Genomic DNA, 15,641 nt, shown 5'->3' with positions numbered 1-15,641 from the left:
GCGCCGCCGCCGACGCAAATGCTGCCAGTTCCCGAGGTGAAGTTCATCTCCCTCGATTTCAAGCAGGCCGACGCCGACGGCAGCTTCGAGGGTTACGCGAGCTTGTTCAATCGCGAGGACCTGGGGCGAGACGTCGTGCTGCCGGGCGCCTTCCGCGAAAGCCTGGCGGCACGTGGAGCACGCGGCATCAAGCTCCTGTTTCAGCACGATGCCAATCAGCCGATCGGAGTCTGGACCACGCTGGAGGAGGACAGCCGGGGCCTCTATGCGCAAGGCCGCCTGATGCGTGATGTCGCCAAGGCCCGTGAGGTCATGGCGCTGATGCGCGAGGGCGCGCTCGACGGGCTCTCGATCGGATTCAAGACAGTGAAGGCGCGCCGTGACCGCGCGAGCGGCGTGCGCCACCTGGAGAAGATCGACCTCTGGGAGATTTCGATCGTGACCTTTCCGCTCCTCCCTGAAGCGCGCATCACGTCGACCAAGACCAGGCCGTTCGCGTCGGCCCCGCCGACGGAGCGCGAATTTGAACGCTGGCTCACGCGGGATGCTGGGCTGACGCGAAGCGAGGCCCGCGCGTTGATGCGCTCGGGTCTATCTGGCCTCAAGGCCCTGCGGGATGCGGGCCAAGGCACAAAAGAAGGCGCAAGCGAGGAGACGAGGCTGGCCGCGCTGATGCGCCGGGCGGCCGCGACGCTCTTCAAGCACTGAGTTCGAGAGCAAAGGATCCCACAGAGATGACAGACAACACCAACGTCGAGACGCAGCGTCTCGAAACCAAGTCCGGCGGCAGCGTCGGCGCGGCATTCGAGGAGTTCATGCGCGCCTTCGAGGCCTACAAGGACACCAACGACGAGCGGCTTTCCGAGCTGGAGCGCCGATCGTCGTCGGACCCCCTGATCGACGACAAGCTCGCTCGCCTCGACCGCGCGCTCGACGAGACCAAGCGCGTCGCCGACCGGCTGGCGGTGAAGGCGCAGCGGCCGCATCTGGTTGGCGGGGAGATCGAGACCGCGGCCGTGCGCGAGCATCGCCGTGCCTTCGACGACTACGTACGCAAGGGCGAGACCGCAAACCTGTCGCGGCTCGAAGCCAAGGCGCTGGCGGTCACGACCAACAGCGGCGCCGATGGCGGTTATCTGGTGCCGCCCGAGACAGAGCGGGCCGTGATCTCCGCGCTGAAGGACATCTCGCCGATCCGCTCCATCGCGAGCGTGCGGCAGGTCTCCGGATCGGTCTTCAAGAAGCCGTTCGCAACTTCGGGCTTCGCCACCGGCTGGGTGGCCGAGACTGCAGCGCGCACCCAGACCAATACGCCGGCGCTGGCCGAGCTCGCCTTCCCGACCATGGAGCTCTACGCCATGCCGGCGGCGACGGCGACGCTGCTCGACGACAATGCGGTCAACATCGACGAGTGGATCGCCGAAGAGGTGCGCGACACCTTCGCCCAGCAGGAAGGCACGGCTTTCGTTTCAGGCGACGGCACCAACAAGCCGAAAGGCTTCCTCGACTATACGAAGGTCGCCGACGGCTCGTGGAGCTGGGGCAACATCGGTTTCATCAAGACCGGCGTTGACGGTGGCTTCCCCGCGACCAACCCGGCCGACAAGCTGATCGATCTCATCTACACGCTGAAGTCCGGCTATCGCGCAGGCGGCACCTTCGTCTTCAATCGCGGCACGCAGGCCGCGATCCGCAAGATGAAGGACGAGGACGGCAACTACGTCTGGCAGCCGGCATCCGCTGCGGGAGAGCCCTCCCTGCTGATGGGCTATCCGGTCGTCGAGAGCGAGGACATGCCGGCGATAGCGACCGACAGCTTCTCCGTGGCGTTCGGCGATTTCCGCCGCGGCTACCTGATCGTGGATCGCGTCGGCATCCGCGTGCTGCGAGATCCCTACTCGTCGAAGCCCTACGTGCTCTTCTACACGACCAAGCGTGTCGGCGGCGGCGTGCAGGACTTCAATGCCATCAAGCTCCTCAAATTCGAGGAGTAAGGCGCGCCGCTGCCCGCTGGCGTATGCGCCGAAGCCTGTCTGGGTCCCGGCCTCCGCCGGGATGACGTTCGTTGCGCGGGAGCGGACTATCTACACTCGACGTCGCACCGGCGAAGGCCGGTGCCCACATACGTCTCCAAATGTGGAGTGAGCGACGGCCTCGCGCCAGCGCAATGAGAGTCCGGCGGGTTCTCCTCCCTGCCCGCCGGTCGAGAGCGAAGCCGCCGGGTCCCCCCACCGGCGGCTTCGCTCGTTGGGGCACAAACAACGAAAGATCACAGCAATGACCCTCGCTCTGATGAGCGGGCCCGCGTTGGAGCCGATTTCGGTCTCCGAGGCGAAGGCCCACCTGCGTCTCGACGGTAACGCCGAGGATCTTCTGGTGGCGAGCCTGATCGTCACCTCGCGTCTGCATGTCGAAGCAGCGCTGGGCCTGGCATTGATCGCGCAAAGCTGGCGCATGACTTTGGATCGCTGGCCGGAAAGCGGCGAGCTCCGCTTTCCCCTTCGCCCCATATCGGCGATCACGTCGATCACGGTGCGGGCGGGCGATGGGACGCCTACGACGATTGCGCCCGAGGATTACCTTCTCGACGGCCACGCGCTGCGCCCGCGTCTCATCGTGCGCGAAGGGCGGCGGACGATACCGGGTCTTCCGGTCAACGGCATCGAGATCGTATTCGGCGCAGGTCTCGGCGACGTGGCGGAGGATGTGCCCCGGCCGATCCGCCACGCCATCCTTCTGCTCGTCGCCCATTGGTACGAGCATCGCGATCCGCTCGAGATCGGATCGGCTGCTGCCGCCATTCCGCCCGCCGTCTCCGAGCTGCTGAGGCCCTATCGCGAGGTGCGGCTGTGAGCGCGTCGATCGGCGAAATGCGCCACAGGCTGTCGCTGCAGGCACCCGTGGCAACGGCCGACGGCGGCGGAGGCGCGACGCGTGTCTGGTCTCTGGTGGCGGAGGTGTGGGGCGCACTGAAGCCGGCTTCGGGCACAGAGAGCTTCGAGGCAGATCGCATGAGCGCACGCGTGAGCCACGAGATCTGGATCCGCCATCGTGCGGGCGTCGTGCCGGAAATGCGTTTCGCGCTCGGCACGCGCATCTTCGAGATCCGCGCGGTCATCGACGTTGGCGAGCGGCACAGATTTATGAGGTGCCTCGTCGAGGAGCATGTGCCGTGAAGGTCTCGGTCCGCCTGATCGGGGCCGCGTTCGCACGTGCCGACACGCTCGTGAACGAGATCCGCCGTCGCGCGATCGAGCGTCTTGCGGTGCGCATCGCCGCCGGGACGCGTGATGCGCAGCCGACGGCAGAGGAAAGCGGGACGGAGCCGTCTAAGACGAACCGCCGGAGGTAAGAGATGGCAAGCCCAGCCTGGGAGCTTCAGAAAGCAGTCTACGGCGCACTCGTCGCGGACACCGGCCTCGCTGCGCTGCTCGGAGGTGCGTGGGTTTACGACGAGGCGCCGCGCGGCGCCGCGTTCCCCTACGTCACCTTCGGTCCGAGCGCGGTCCGGGACTGGAGCGCGGGGACCGAAACCGCGAGCGAGCACGTGTTCACGCTGCGCGTCTGGTCCAAGCACGGCGGCGAGCGCGAGGTGCATCGCATTCTCGAAGCAATCCGCGCGGCGCTCCATGACGCCTCTTTGTCGCTCGACGGCTTCCGGCTGGTGAATTTGCGGCACGAGACCTCGGATACCGCCCGGGAAGCCGATGGAGAAACACATCGCGGAACGGCGCGCTTTCGCGCCGTGGTCGAGCCCATTCCGTAGAGAGCATTTCCCGAGCAACTCCACGTCCGCATTCGCGCGGGTTAGATAATGAGAGCAAAGCTATGGCTGCACAGAAAGGCAAGGACCTTCTCCTCAAGGTGGACAGCACCGGAGCAGGAAGCTTCACCACGGTTGCGGGGCTGCGCTCCCGCGCGGTCGCGTTCAACGCCGAGACGGTGGACATCACGCATCAGGAGAGTGCCGGGCAATGGCGGGAGCTGCTGGCGGGCGCGGGGGTGCGCCACGCGCGACTTTCCGGCTCGGGCATCTTCAAGGATTCAGCGTCCGACGAGCTCATCCGCAGCTATGTCTTCGACGGCACGATCCGCGACTGGCAGGTGGTGGTGCCTGATTTCGGCATCGTCGAGGGAGCTTTCCAGATCACGTCGTTCGAGCTGACGGGGCGCCACGACGGCGAGGTGTCGTTCGAGCTGGCACTCGAGTCCGCAGGCGCTCTGACGTTCACTGCTGAGTAAAGAGGAGGCAACGAGATGGCCAACAGACACCGAGGCGAGATCGATGCAGTCCTCGACGGAAAGCCCTATCGGCTCTGCCTCACGCTCGGCGCGCTCGCCAATCTGGAGGCGGCCTTCGGCGACGAGGACATGTTGGCGCTCGCGACGCGCTTCGAGAAGGGCCGCATCTCCGCGCGCGATTGCCAGCGCATCATCGGGGCGGGCCTCAGAGGCGCCGGGTTCGACGTCAGCGACCAGGCCGTCGCCGCCATGCGTGCCGAAGGAGGTGCCGCCGGCTACGTCGATATCGTGGCGCGGCTTCTCTCCGCAACGTTCGCCGCAAAGGGCGGCGGGAGCGATGGGGAGGGAGACGCGGGAGCACCCGGCCCTTTCCCTGGGACGAGGTGATGGCGATCGGCTTTGGCCTGCTCGGCCTCGAGCCCCGCGCGTTCTGGAGCCTGACGCTCGCCGAGCTGGACGCCGCCGTGCGTGGTCGTTTCGGCTCCGCCCACTCCGAGCGTCCGTTATCGCGCAGGGATCTCGCGGAGCTGGCCCAACGCTATCCCGATAAATAAAGGAGCTGTCGCCATGGTGGATTTCACGTCGCCCGTCGAGACCTGGACCGTCGCTGTCAATGCTGACACGTCGGCGCTTTCGGCGGAGTTGCGCAACGCCGCGAGCCTCGGACGCCAGTTCTCGAATGCGCTCGTCGGCGCCTTCGACAGCATCGCCATCAAAGGGCGGAATGTCGGTGACGTGCTGCGCACCTTGGCGTTGCGTCTTTCGGATATCGTGCTCAAGGCCGCGTTGAAGCCGCTCGAGCAGGGCTTCGGCAATCTCGTGTCGGGGTTGATGTCGGGCGGAATAGGGTTCGCGAAAGGCGGGGTCGTTCGGCAGGGCATACCTGTGCCGTTCGCCTCCGGAGGGGTGATCCAGAGCCCGATCTCGTTTCCGCTCGCTGGCGGCCGCCTGGGCATCGCAGGCGAGAGAGGAGCCGAGGCGATCATGCCGCTCTCGCGCGGACCGGATGGGCGTCTCGGCATCGCGGCGCGCGGCGGGGCGGGAACCAGCGTGACGTTCAACGTCACCGCGCAGGATGCCGAGAGCTTCCGGCGTTCGGAGACGCAGATCGCGGCCATGCTGGCGCGCGCGGTCTCTCTCGGCCAACGCAATCTCTGAGGCAGCAGGCAGCGGGCAAGAGGCAGCCGTGATTTCGAGCCTCAGTGCTGCTGCCCGCTGCCCGCTGCCTAGTCCACGGGAGTTCCCATGTCCTTCCATGAAATCCGCTTCCCGACCGCCATCTCACGCGGCGCGCAAGGCGGTCCCGAGCGGCGCACGGATGTCGTCGTGCTGGGCTCCGGCTACGAGGAGCGCAACAGCCGATGGGCCGCCTCGCGCCGGAGCTACAACGCAGGCTACGGCGTGCAATCCATCGACGCGCTCTACGAGGTTATCGCGTTCTTCGAGGAACGGCGCGGACGCTTTCACGGGTTCCGCTGGCGCGATCACGCGGACTGGAAATCCGGCGCCCCGGGCAGCGCGCCGGCCGCCGTCGATCAGGCCATCGGGCTCGGAGACGGAACGGCCACGAGCTTCCAGTTGAGCAAGACCTATGGCGGCGGCTACGCGCCCTTGACGCGCGAGATCAGGAAGCCCGTGGCAGGAAGCGTTCTGGTTGCCGTCGATGGCGCGGCGAGAACACCCGGCGAGGACTTCACCGTCGATACGACGACCGGGTTCGTGACGCTCGCCACGCCACCCGCACCGGGCGCGGTCGTCAGCGCGGGCTTCGAGTTCGATGTCCCGGTCCGCTTCGATACCGACAAGCTCGAGATCAATCTGTCGGGCTTTCGAAGCGGCGCCATCCCCAATATCCCGATCGTCGAGATCCGCCTATGAAGCAGCTTTCGAGTACGCTCGCCGCTCATGTGGCCTCGGGCGCGACGACGCTGTGCTGGTGCTGGCGACTGACACGCCGCGATGGTACGCGCCTGGGCTTCACCGATCACGACCACGACCTCGCGTTCGACGGTACCGTGTTCGAAGCAGCGGCCGGAATGACCGCGAGCGAGATCCGCGACAGCGTTGGCCTCAGCGTCGACAATCTCGAGGTGACGAGCGCCATGACGTCGGATCGGCTTTCGGAAGCCGATCTGGCAGCGGGGATCTATGACAACGCGGCCGTCGAGATCTTTCGCGTGAATTGGATGGATCCGGATCAGCGAGTGCTGATGCGCAGCGGAAATCTCGGCGAGGTGAAGCGCAGCGGGATCGCGTTCGCGGCGGAAGTGCGGGGTTTGGCGCACGCGCTTCAGGAGACAAAAGGGCGCCTGTTTCAATACGCCTGCGATGCCGATCTGGGCGATGCGCGTTGCAAGATCGCGCTCGCCGATCCCGCCTTTCGCGGCAACGGCGCGCTCTCGGGCATCGCGAGCCCGAGGCGCTTTACGGCGAGCGGTCTTACTGCGTTCGCCTCGTCCTGGTTCACGCACGGCCTCGTCACCTTCACGTCCGGCGCCGCTTCGGGCCAATCCGTGGAAGTGAAGCAGCACGTAAAGGCGGGAGAGGTTGTGACGATCGAGTTGTGGAGCGCCGCGCGGCTTCCTTTGATCCCCGGACAGACTTTCACGATCACCGCAGGATGCGACAAGCGCGTCGCCACCTGCCGCAGCAAATTTTCCAACGTCGCCAACTTTCGCGGCTTTCCGCATATGCCGGGGAACGATTTCCTGACGTCGGTAAGCCGCCCCGGCTCCAAATCGCGCTGAGGTGCGGGCATGACGCAGGAACAGGTATCCGCCCGTCACAGCGCGGAGGCGGTGGTGGCCGCAGCACGCGCGTGGATCGGCACGCCCTATCACCATCAGGCAAGTTTGAAAGGCGTGGGCGCCGATTGTCTGGGGCTCGTCCGCGGCGTGTGGCGGGACCTTTACGGGCGCGATGCGGAAGAGCCGCCTGGATACTCGCGCGATTGGGGCGAGGTGAGCGGGGAGGAAACGCTGATCGGCGCGGCGACCCGCCATCTCGTGCTGGGTGACACAGCGCATCCAAAACCGGGCGACATTCTCATTTTTCGAATGAGACCGGGCGCCGTCGCCAAGCATGCAGCCCTGCTGGCGACGCCTCAAACCATGATCCACGCGACCGAGGACCGGCTTGTTGCCGAGATTCCGTTCGGCGGCTGGTGGCGCCGCCGTCTCGCCGCCGTCTTCTCGTTTCCAGGGACCTTTCGCTGATGGCCACGCTTGCCCTCGCCGTCGCAGGAGCCGCTGCAGGTAGCGCGCTTTTGCCGACCGGCATCTCCATGCTCGGACTCACGCTGTCCGGCGCCGCTATCGGCAGCCAGATCGGCGCGTTCGCGGGCTCCTATATCGACAATGCGCTGTTCGGAAGCTCCGGGCAGCGCCGCACGGTCGAGGGACCCCGCCTTTCCGACCTGCACATCACCGCGTCCACCGAAGGCGCACCCATTCCGCGCCTCTATGGCCGCGCGCGCCTCGGCGGACAGATCATCTGGGCGGATGAAATTCGCGAGCGCGTCATCACCTCGCGCTCCGGAGGGAGTTCGAAAGGGGCCGCCCCCAGCACGCCCGTCACGCAGACGGTGGAATACCGCTACTCCGCGAGCTTCGCCGTCGCGCTCGCCGAGGGGCCCATCAATGGCATCGGGCGCGTCTGGGTGGATGGCGCTGAGCTAGACCTCGCGCAGGTCCGCCATCGCGTTTACCTGGGAACGGAAGCACAGCTCCCCGACCCGACCATCGTCGCCATCGAGGGCGCGGGTCTCGCGCCGGCCTATCGGGGTATTGCCTACATCGTGTTCGAGGATATGGCGCTGGCGGACTACGGCAACCGCATTCCCCAGCTCTCCTTCGAGGTGCACCGCGCGGTCGAGCCCTTCGGAGAGGAGATCAAGGGGATTGTCCTCATTCCGGGCTCGGGCGAGTTCGTGTACGCCCCCAACACGGTGAGCAAGCAGCTCGGCCGCGGCGTGTCGGAGGCCGAAAACGTCCACACCAGGCAGGGCGGGACGGATTGGTCCGTGGCCGTCGACCAGCTCCAGGCGACGCTGCCGAACGCGACCTCCGTTTCGCTGGTCGTGAGCTGGTTCGGAACCGATCTCCGCGCTGGACACTGCGAGATCAAGCCGGGCGTCGAGACGGCCGCCAAGGCCACGACGCCGATGACATGGAGCGTGGCTGGACTCGCGCGAAACGCCGCGTACCTCGTGAGCACCAAGGATGGCCGCCCGGCCTATGGAGGAACGCCATCCGACGCGTCGGTGATCGGCGCCATTCAGGATCTCAAGGCGCGCGGCATGAGCGTGGTGCTGACGCCCTTCATTCTCATGGACGTGCCGGACGGCAACGCCTTACCCGATCCCCACAGCGCCGCCGCGTCACAGCCGTCCTATCCCTGGCGCGGACGCATCACGTGCAGCCCGGCGCCGGGGCGGCCGGGCACGCCCGACAAAACCGCGACGGCCGCGAGCCAGATCGCCTCATTCGTTGGAACGGCGTCGATAGCCCACTTCTCCATCTCCGGCGGGAGTGTCGTCTATTCCGGACCCGCCGAATGGTCCTTCCGCCGGATGGTTCTGCACCACGCCTTCCTCGCCAAGGCCGCGGGCGGGGTCGATGCGTTTGTGATCGGCACGGAGCTGCGCGGGCTTACGCAGGTGCGGAGCGCGGCCTCCACCTATCCATTCGTCGCTGCCCTCGTGGCTTTGGCGGCCGATGTGAAGAGCGTCCTGGGATCCGGGACGAAGGTGCTCTACGCCGCCGATTGGTCAGAATATTTCGGCCACCAGCCGGGCGATGGATCGGGTGACGTCTACTTTCACCTCGATCCCTTGTGGGCCTCTTCCGCGATCGACGCCATCGGCATCGATCTCTATTGGCCCTTGTCCGATTGGCGCGATGGAACGAGCCACCTCGACTACGTTGCAGGCACGCGCTCGATCTACGACGAGGACTACCTGCGCGCCAATGTGCAAGGCGGTGAAGGGTTCGACTGGTACTATGCGAGCGACGCCGATCGCGAGGCTCAGATCCGCTCGCCCTTGACCGACGGCCACGGTGCGCCCTGGGTATTCCGTTACAAGGATATCAAGTCGTGGTGGCAGAACCAGCATTTCAATCGCCCGGGAGGTGTGCCGAGCGGATCCCCGACGGCCTGGGTGCCGCAATCAAAGCCCTTCTGGTTCATGGAGATCGGCTGTCCCGCCGTCGATAAGGGGGCAAACCAGCCCAACGTGTTCGTCGATCCGAAGAGCGCGGAATCCGCGTTTCCATATTTCTCGCGTGGCGCGCGGGATGACCTTATACAGCGCCGCTTCCTGAAAGCGCTCATCGATACGTTCGATCCTGCGAGCGAAGGCTATGTGAGCGGGCAGAACCCGGTCTCGGCCGTGACCGGCCAGCGCATGGTCGATCTCTCGCGTATCCACGTGTACTGCTGGGATGCGCGCCCGTTTCCGGCATTCCCCTACAACACGGACGTGTGGGGAGACGGCGATAACTGGCGCTTCGGCCATTGGCTGAACGGCCGCTTCTCGGTGGCGCCGCTGCCGGAGCTGGTCGACGCGATCCTCGCGGATTACGGCATCACGGGTCATGATGCGAGCCGTCTCGCGGGCGTGGTTCCCGGCTATGTCATCGACCGGTTGATGTCGCCGCGTGATGCGCTGCAGCCGCTGGAGCTCGCGTACTTCTTCGACAGCCTGGAGAGCGAGGGGCGCATCCTGTTCCGCCATCGCGGCGCCGAGCCGCCGGTTCTCTCCGTGACGGAGAGCGAGCTGGTGGAGGAGCGGGCGGGGGATGCACTGTTGACGCTCACGCGCTCGCAGGAGACCGACCTTCCCGCTTCCGCGAAGGTGAGCCACATTGCGGCGACCGGCGACTATCGCCAGGCGGTCTCCGAGGCGCGGCGGCTGACGGGCGCGAGTGGTCGAGTCGCGCGGGCCGAGCTGCCGATTGTGCTCGAGCACGAAAGCGCGTCGCAGATCGCGGACGCCTGGCTGTTCGAGACCTGGGCCTCGCGCGAGCGAGCGCTCTTCAAGCTCCCGCCGAGCGCCATCGATATCGAACCCGGAGACATAGTGTCCGTCGTGAAGGACGGAACCACGATGCTGGTACGCGTCACCGAGATCGGCGAGCGGGGCGTTCGTGAGATCGAGGGGCGCAGCATCGACCCGGAGATCTATGCGGGCGCCGCCGCGCGTCCCCGTGATATCGGCGGAGGCGAAACGGTTTTCGACGGTGTGCCGCACGTCGAGTTTCTGGATCTGCCGCTTTTGCGCGGCGATGAGCCGGCGGAAGCGGGATATGCGGCAGCTTTTCAGAGCCCGTGGCCGGGCGGCGTAGCGCTCTTTTCTTCTCCCGAGGACGCCGGATACGCTCTTCGCGCGCTCGCAAGCGCGCCGGCGATCATGGGTGAGACACTGCACCCGCTGCCCTCCGGTCCGATCGCTGTCGTCGATCGCGGGGCGCGCCTCAGCGTGCGCCTGTCGAGCGGCGAGCTGGCGTCCGTCACCCGGCTGCAGATGCTCGCGGGCCGCAACGCAGCTGCCATCCGCAACGAAGCCGGAGGCTGGGAGGTCTTGCAGTTCGAGACGGCCACGCTGGTGGGAGAGGCGACCTACGAGCTTTCGAACCTGCTGCGAGGGCAGGGCGGCACCGAGCGCGAGATGCGGAACGCACTGCCTGCCGGGGCGACATTCGTGCTGCTGGGCGGCGAGATCGCGCGCGTAGATCTGACGGCCGGTGAGATTGGTGCGCCGCTCTATTGGAGGTTCGGCCCCGCCAATCGCGACATCGCGGATCGGTCCTACGCCACCGAGATCCACAGGTTCACGGGACGGGGCCTGATGCCGCTCTCGCCCGCGCACGTACGGGGCGCACGCACGGGCGGCGGAGACATCACGATCTTGTGGAAGCGTCGCACCCGCGTCGGGGGCGACAGCTGGGATGCCGCCGAGGTTCCGCTCGCCGAGGAGAGCGAGCGCTATGAGATCGACGTGCTGAGCGGGTCGACCGTGAAGCGCACGATCACGGCGACAGCGCAGAGCTGTGTCTATTCCACAGCCGAGCAGGTGGCGGATTTCGGAGCAGCGCAGAGTGCGCTCTCCGTCGCCGTCTACCAGATGAGCGCGACGCGCGGACGCGGGACGCCGAAAGCCGCGGTCGTCTGACCCCCAAAGCATCGAGGACATGATGGAAGAAGCACGCTGGCTCGAGGAAGCCTGGCGCGAGTTCGGCCAATCCGAGCGCGCGGGCACGAAGGAGAACGCGCGCATTCTCGCGTTCTTTCGCGACGCGGGGCACCCGGATATCGCGCGCGACGAGATCGCATGGTGCGCGGCGTTCTGCGGCGCATGCCTCGAACGCGTGGGGATCCGATCGACGCGGTCGTTGCTCGCCCGCTCCTATTTGAAGTGGGGTGCGGCGCTCGAAAAGCCCCGCACGGGCGCCATTGCAGTCTTCTCGCGTGGATCGAATGCGTCCGAGGGACACGTCGGCTTCTGGCTCGGTGAGACCGAGGACGCGGTCGTATTGCTCGGTGGAAATCAGGGCAACGCCGTATCCGTCACCCGCTATCCCAAGAGCCGGTTGCTCGCAGTACGCTGGCCCGCAGTGCAGAAAGACGCGCCGCAGAAAGACGCGGAAAGCAGCGTCAGGTCCGCAGAGCGCGAAGGGCAGGCGCCCGTCTTCGATCGCGCACTGATCCATGTCCTCGCAATGGAGGGCGGATTTACAGACGATCCTCACGACCCTGGCGGGCCTACGAACCACGGTATCACGCTCGGCGTCTTCGCGGCGTGGCGCAAGGTGGCCATCACGACGGCCAATCGTGCGGCCCTCATCCGCGATCTCAAGGCCATCGACCGCGAGACCGTGAGCGAAATCTACCGTCGCCGCTATTGGGATCTCGCCCACTGCGCCGAGCTGCCCGGGCCGCTCGCGCTCATGCATTTCGACGCTGCCGTGAACCACGGTGTGGGCGCGGCCATCCGCGTTTTGCAGGAAGCCGTGGGCGCGAGCGTCGACGGCGAGATCGGACCGGAGACGAGAGCCGCCGCTGCCGCGGCCTCCGTCGCAGAAGCGCTCGCGTCCTACGCCGCCATCCGCGAGCGCCGCTACCGCGCACTGCCGCACTTCTGGCGCTTCGGCCGTGGGTGGCTGCGGCGCGTCGATGCAACTCTGAAGCTCGCGCGAACGCTCGGATCCGAGATCGACACCATCCCATCCCCCAACAGCGAAGGAGATCCAGACATGACAGCCACGTCCTCGACCCAGGCCAACGGAAAATGGTGGGGCCATTCCATCACCATCTGGGGCACCATCGTGACCATCCTTTCGACAGTCGTGCCTGCGCTGGCTCCGGTCACAGGCATCGACATCTCGGGAGATCTCGTCCAGAACGCCGGGCAGCAGGTGGTCGGCGCCATCCAAGCAGTCGGCACCTTGGTCGGAACGATCATGACTATTTTTGGCCGGGTACGGGCAACCCAGCCGATTGGCAAGGCGCTTTTCAAGGCCAAGGGCTGAGAAGGGCGGCCGCGATCACACTTTTGCCGTTCCGCTCGGTGCTCTAGGCTCGGCAGGCGCGGGCGACTATAGTCGCCCGCACTGTCCGACCTTAACCAACACTGAGAGCCCCCGTGCGCATACTCGTCGTAGAGGACGACAAAGATCTCAACCGGCAGCTCAACACCGCGCTTACCGGCGCGGGCTATGCCGTGGATGCCGCCTTCGATGGCGAGGAGGGATACTTCCTCGGCGACACCGAGCCTTACGATGTCGTGATCCTCGATCTCGGTCTGCCGAAGATGGACGGCATCTCCATCCTCGAGCAGTGGCGCCGCGCGAACCGCAATATGCCTGTCATTATCCTGACGGCGCGCGATCGCTGGAGCGACAAGGTCTCCGGCATGGACGCCGGGGCCGACGATTATCTGGCCAAGCCTTTCCATATGGAGGAGTTGCTGGCGCGTGTTCGCGCGCAGGTGCGCCGCGCCTCGGGTCACGCCAAGAGCGAGATCGAGTGCGGACCCGTTCGCCTCGACACCAAGACGGCGCGCGTCACCTGCGATGGCCAGCAGGTGAAGCTCACCTCCCACGAGTACCGCCTCCTTGCGTACCTGATGCACCACAGCGGCCGTGTGGTCTCCCGCACCGAGCTCGTCGAGCATCTCTACGAGCAGGACTTCGACAGGGACTCGAACACCATCGAGGTGTTCATCGGGCGGCTGCGCAAGAAGATCCCGGCCGACGTGATCGAGACGGTACGCGGCCTCGGCTATCGCATGAGCCGCGGCGCCGCCGATGAAACTTAAGTCGCTCGCCTTCCGCCTGTTTGCAACGTCGGCGGCGTGGACCCTTCTCGTCCTGCCGATCGCGGGCGTCATAATCTACCGGCTCTATCGCGACGACGTGCAGGCCTCGTTCGATGCCCGTCTCGAAAAGCTCGTGAACTCCATCGCCGTTGACAGCATGGGTGGCGAAAAGGCGCCGATCGCGCCCGCCAATCGCTACGAGCCGTTGTTCGAGGATTTTCACTCGGGCTGGTACTGGCAGATCAAGCCGGTGGAGGACGGCATCGCGCCGAGCCTCGCCTCTGCTTCCCTCGGCGACGCCAAGCTCGAGCTGCCGATCACCCGTGATATCAAGCCGGACGCCAACGGCGCGCGCTGGATGGGATCCACTGGTCCGGCGGGCGAGCGGCTTCGCATGGTCGAGGTGATCGACAGTCCCGACTCGCGGGAGCAGACGCCCCGCTATTCCATCATCGTGGCCGGCCCCGTCGACTGGCTCGAAAGCCGTGTCGCGAATTTTCTCACCCGCCTCACCATCGCGCTGTTCCTGACGGGCGTCGGCCTCGTGACCGTGACGCTGTTTCAGGTTCGCTTCGGCCTGCTGCCCTTGCGCCGTATCGAGCAGGGCCTCGCGGAGGTTCGCTCCGGCAGTGCCGAAAAGCTCGAGGGAGAGCTGCCGGCCGAGATCGAGCCTCTGCAGGACGAGCTCAACGCGCTGATCGCCTCCAATCAGGAGATCATCGACCGTGCCCGCACGCAGGTCGGCAATCTCGCTCATGCGCTTAAGACACCGCTCGCCGTGATTACAAACGAGGCGCGCGAGGACAAAGGGGCACTGGGCGCAAAGATCGCCGAGCAGGCGGAGATCATGCGCGATCAGGTCAATCACTATCTGGACCGCGCACGGGTGGCGGCGCGCGTTGGCGTGATCGGGCGCGCGACGCCCGTTCAGGATGTGCTGGAGCCGCTGCAACGTGCCTTGGAGCGCATCCATCGCGAGCGCAGCATCGCCATCCACGTGGAGTGCGCGCCGGACGCGCGCTTCGCGGGCGAGCGGCAGGATCTGGAGGAGATTCTGGGCAACGTCTGCGACAATGCGTGCAAGTGGGCAAAGAGCAGGGTGAACGTCGCCGTGAGTGCAACCGGCGGGCGTAAATCCCCCGGCCGTTTGGCCATCCGCATCGACGACGACGGCCCGGGCCTTTCGGACGAGCAGCGCGCCCGCATCGGCAAGCGCGGGGTCCGGCTGGATGAAACGAAGCCGGGATCGGGACTTGGTCTCTCGATTGTCACGGATCTCGTGCAATCCTACCGGGGAAGCCTGACTTTGGCGCGCTCGCCCCTGGGCGGGCTGCGCGTGGAGGTGGATCTCCCGTCTGCCTGACCTGGCGCTCCAATTTCCAGTGGCTAACGCCGAATTTTCGCCTGAATCCCGGTGGAAACGGTACGTTGGATGTGCTTGAAGACGAGTCACATTCTGGGCATTGCTTGGGCAAGTGGGTGGGCCAGCAAATGCTCTTGGACGAGATGTGCTCTCGGGCAATACGGGGATCTTCATGCGCACACTTTGCGCTTCTGCGCTTCTGATGGTGTCGATCGGGCTCGCCGGCTGCGGACCTGAAGGTCCGAGCAAAGCCGATACCGGCATGGTTGTTGGCGCCGTTGCAGGCGGCATCCTCGGAAATCAGGTCGGAAAGGGCACCGGCAATATCGCAGCTACGGCCATTGGCGCCGTGGTCGGCGGCATCGTCGGCAGCGAGATCGGCCGCTCGATGGACGCCCAGGACCGCCGCCTCGCGCAGGACGCAGAGTATGAAGCGCTCGAGCGTGGCCAGTCGGGCGTTTCGCGCCAGTGGCGCAATCCGGACAACGGCCGTTATGGCGAGGTCGTCCCCAGCCGTCCCTACAAGCGTGGCGCGGTGGATTGCCGCGACTACACCCATAAGATCTTCATCGACGGACGCCCGCAGTCCATGCGCGGAACGGCTTGCCGCAATCCGGATGGCACCTGGAGCAACGTGGGCTAAGGCCGGTGACCTGTCCGCGGTTCCTGAGGCGTGAGTCCCGAGGGAGTTGGGGCGCAGGGTGCTGAACTGAGTGCCCG

The 15,641-nt window shown here is 66.1% G+C and carries 18 protein-coding genes; all 18 read left to right on the top strand.

Going from position 1 to position 15,641, the window contains the following annotated elements; genetic code table 11:
- The first annotated feature begins 18 nt into the window (after positions 1 to 18).
- Positions 19 to 708: an HK97 family phage prohead protease gene (locus PE058_RS13555; protein WP_026868105.1), complete on the top strand. Its 690-nt coding sequence runs from the start codon at positions 19 to 21 to the stop codon at positions 706 to 708.
- 26 nt (positions 709 to 734) lie between these two features.
- Positions 735 to 1,994, top strand: a complete 1,260-nt coding sequence (locus tag PE058_RS13550) for a phage major capsid protein (RefSeq protein WP_271028633.1) — start codon at positions 735 to 737, stop codon at positions 1,992 to 1,994.
- Positions 1,995 to 2,277: 283 nt separating this feature from the next.
- The gene (locus tag PE058_RS13545) at positions 2,278 to 2,853 is read left to right on the top strand and encodes a head-tail connector protein (RefSeq protein ID WP_020086399.1); all 576 of its coding nucleotides are present in this window, start codon (positions 2,278 to 2,280) and stop codon (positions 2,851 to 2,853) included.
- Positions 2,850 to 3,176: a phage head closure protein gene (locus PE058_RS13540; protein ID WP_271028632.1), complete on the top strand. Its 327-nt coding sequence runs from the start codon at positions 2,850 to 2,852 to the stop codon at positions 3,174 to 3,176. Before PE058_RS13545 ends, PE058_RS13540 begins: the two co-directional genes overlap by 4 nt.
- Positions 3,173 to 3,352, top strand: a complete 180-nt coding sequence (locus tag PE058_RS13535; protein ID WP_020086401.1) for a hypothetical protein — start codon at positions 3,173 to 3,175, stop codon at positions 3,350 to 3,352. The genes PE058_RS13540 and PE058_RS13535 overlap by 4 nt, the downstream gene beginning before the upstream one ends.
- A 3-nt stretch (positions 3,353 to 3,355) precedes the next feature.
- Entirely contained in the window at positions 3,356 to 3,766 is a 411-nt protein-coding gene (locus PE058_RS13530) for a DUF3168 domain-containing protein (protein WP_271028631.1), read from the top strand.
- Positions 3,767 to 3,828: 62 nt separating this feature from the next.
- Positions 3,829 to 4,242 carry a phage major tail protein, TP901-1 family gene (locus tag PE058_RS13525; protein WP_020086403.1) on the top strand — a complete coding sequence of 138 codons (414 nt, stop codon included), beginning with the start codon at positions 3,829 to 3,831 and terminating at the stop codon, positions 4,240 to 4,242.
- A 15-nt stretch (positions 4,243 to 4,257) separates the two neighbouring features.
- On the top strand, positions 4,258 to 4,629 hold the full coding sequence (locus PE058_RS13520; protein WP_020086404.1) for a gene transfer agent family protein: 372 nt from the start codon (positions 4,258 to 4,260) through the stop codon (positions 4,627 to 4,629).
- Positions 4,629 to 4,796 carry a phage tail assembly chaperone gene (locus tag PE058_RS13515; RefSeq protein ID WP_020086405.1) on the top strand — a complete coding sequence of 56 codons (168 nt, stop codon included), beginning with the start codon at positions 4,629 to 4,631 and terminating at the stop codon, positions 4,794 to 4,796. Before PE058_RS13520 ends, PE058_RS13515 begins: the two co-directional genes overlap by 1 nt.
- A 13-nt stretch (positions 4,797 to 4,809) precedes the next feature.
- Positions 4,810 to 5,400 carry a phage tail tape measure protein gene (locus tag PE058_RS13510; RefSeq protein ID WP_271028630.1) on the top strand — a complete coding sequence of 197 codons (591 nt, stop codon included), beginning with the start codon at positions 4,810 to 4,812 and terminating at the stop codon, positions 5,398 to 5,400.
- Positions 5,401 to 5,487: 87 nt separating this feature from the next.
- Positions 5,488 to 6,120, top strand: coding sequence for a DUF2460 domain-containing protein (locus tag PE058_RS13505; protein ID WP_271028629.1), 633 nt, complete (start codon positions 5,488 to 5,490; stop codon positions 6,118 to 6,120).
- Entirely contained in the window at positions 6,117 to 6,989 is an 873-nt protein-coding gene (locus tag PE058_RS13500; protein WP_271028628.1) for a DUF2163 domain-containing protein, read from the top strand. Before PE058_RS13505 ends, PE058_RS13500 begins: the two co-directional genes overlap by 4 nt.
- A gap of 9 nt (positions 6,990 to 6,998) precedes the next feature.
- Positions 6,999 to 7,457 (top strand): NlpC/P60 family protein, encoded by a 459-nt coding sequence (locus PE058_RS13495; RefSeq protein ID WP_020086409.1) that lies wholly within the window; start codon positions 6,999 to 7,001, stop codon positions 7,455 to 7,457.
- Entirely contained in the window at positions 7,457 to 11,413 is a 3,957-nt protein-coding gene (locus PE058_RS13490; protein WP_271028627.1) for a baseplate multidomain protein megatron, read from the top strand. Before PE058_RS13495 ends, PE058_RS13490 begins: the two co-directional genes overlap by 1 nt.
- A gap of 19 nt (positions 11,414 to 11,432) precedes the next feature.
- Positions 11,433 to 12,770, top strand: coding sequence for a TIGR02594 family protein (locus PE058_RS13485; protein WP_271028626.1), 1,338 nt, complete (start codon positions 11,433 to 11,435; stop codon positions 12,768 to 12,770).
- A 113-nt stretch (positions 12,771 to 12,883) separates the two neighbouring features.
- A complete protein-coding gene (locus PE058_RS13480) occupies positions 12,884 to 13,558 on the top strand; it encodes a response regulator transcription factor (RefSeq protein ID WP_020086412.1) in 675 nt (224 codons plus the stop codon).
- Entirely contained in the window at positions 13,548 to 14,921 is a 1,374-nt protein-coding gene (locus tag PE058_RS13475) for an ATP-binding protein (protein WP_271028625.1), read from the top strand. The genes PE058_RS13480 and PE058_RS13475 overlap by 11 nt, the downstream gene beginning before the upstream one ends.
- Before the next feature lie 172 nt (positions 14,922 to 15,093).
- Positions 15,094 to 15,564, top strand: coding sequence for an RT0821/Lpp0805 family surface protein (locus PE058_RS13470; protein ID WP_026868106.1), 471 nt, complete (start codon positions 15,094 to 15,096; stop codon positions 15,562 to 15,564).
- Positions 15,565 to 15,641: the final 77 nt, after the last annotated feature.

Source organism: Hyphomicrobium sp. DMF-1 (assembly GCF_027886585.1).
Taxonomy (GTDB): domain Bacteria; phylum Pseudomonadota; class Alphaproteobacteria; order Rhizobiales; family Hyphomicrobiaceae; genus Hyphomicrobium_C; species Hyphomicrobium_C zavarzinii.
Note: the sequence above shows the minus strand (reverse complement) of the source record. Positions and strands in the feature narration are given on the sequence as shown.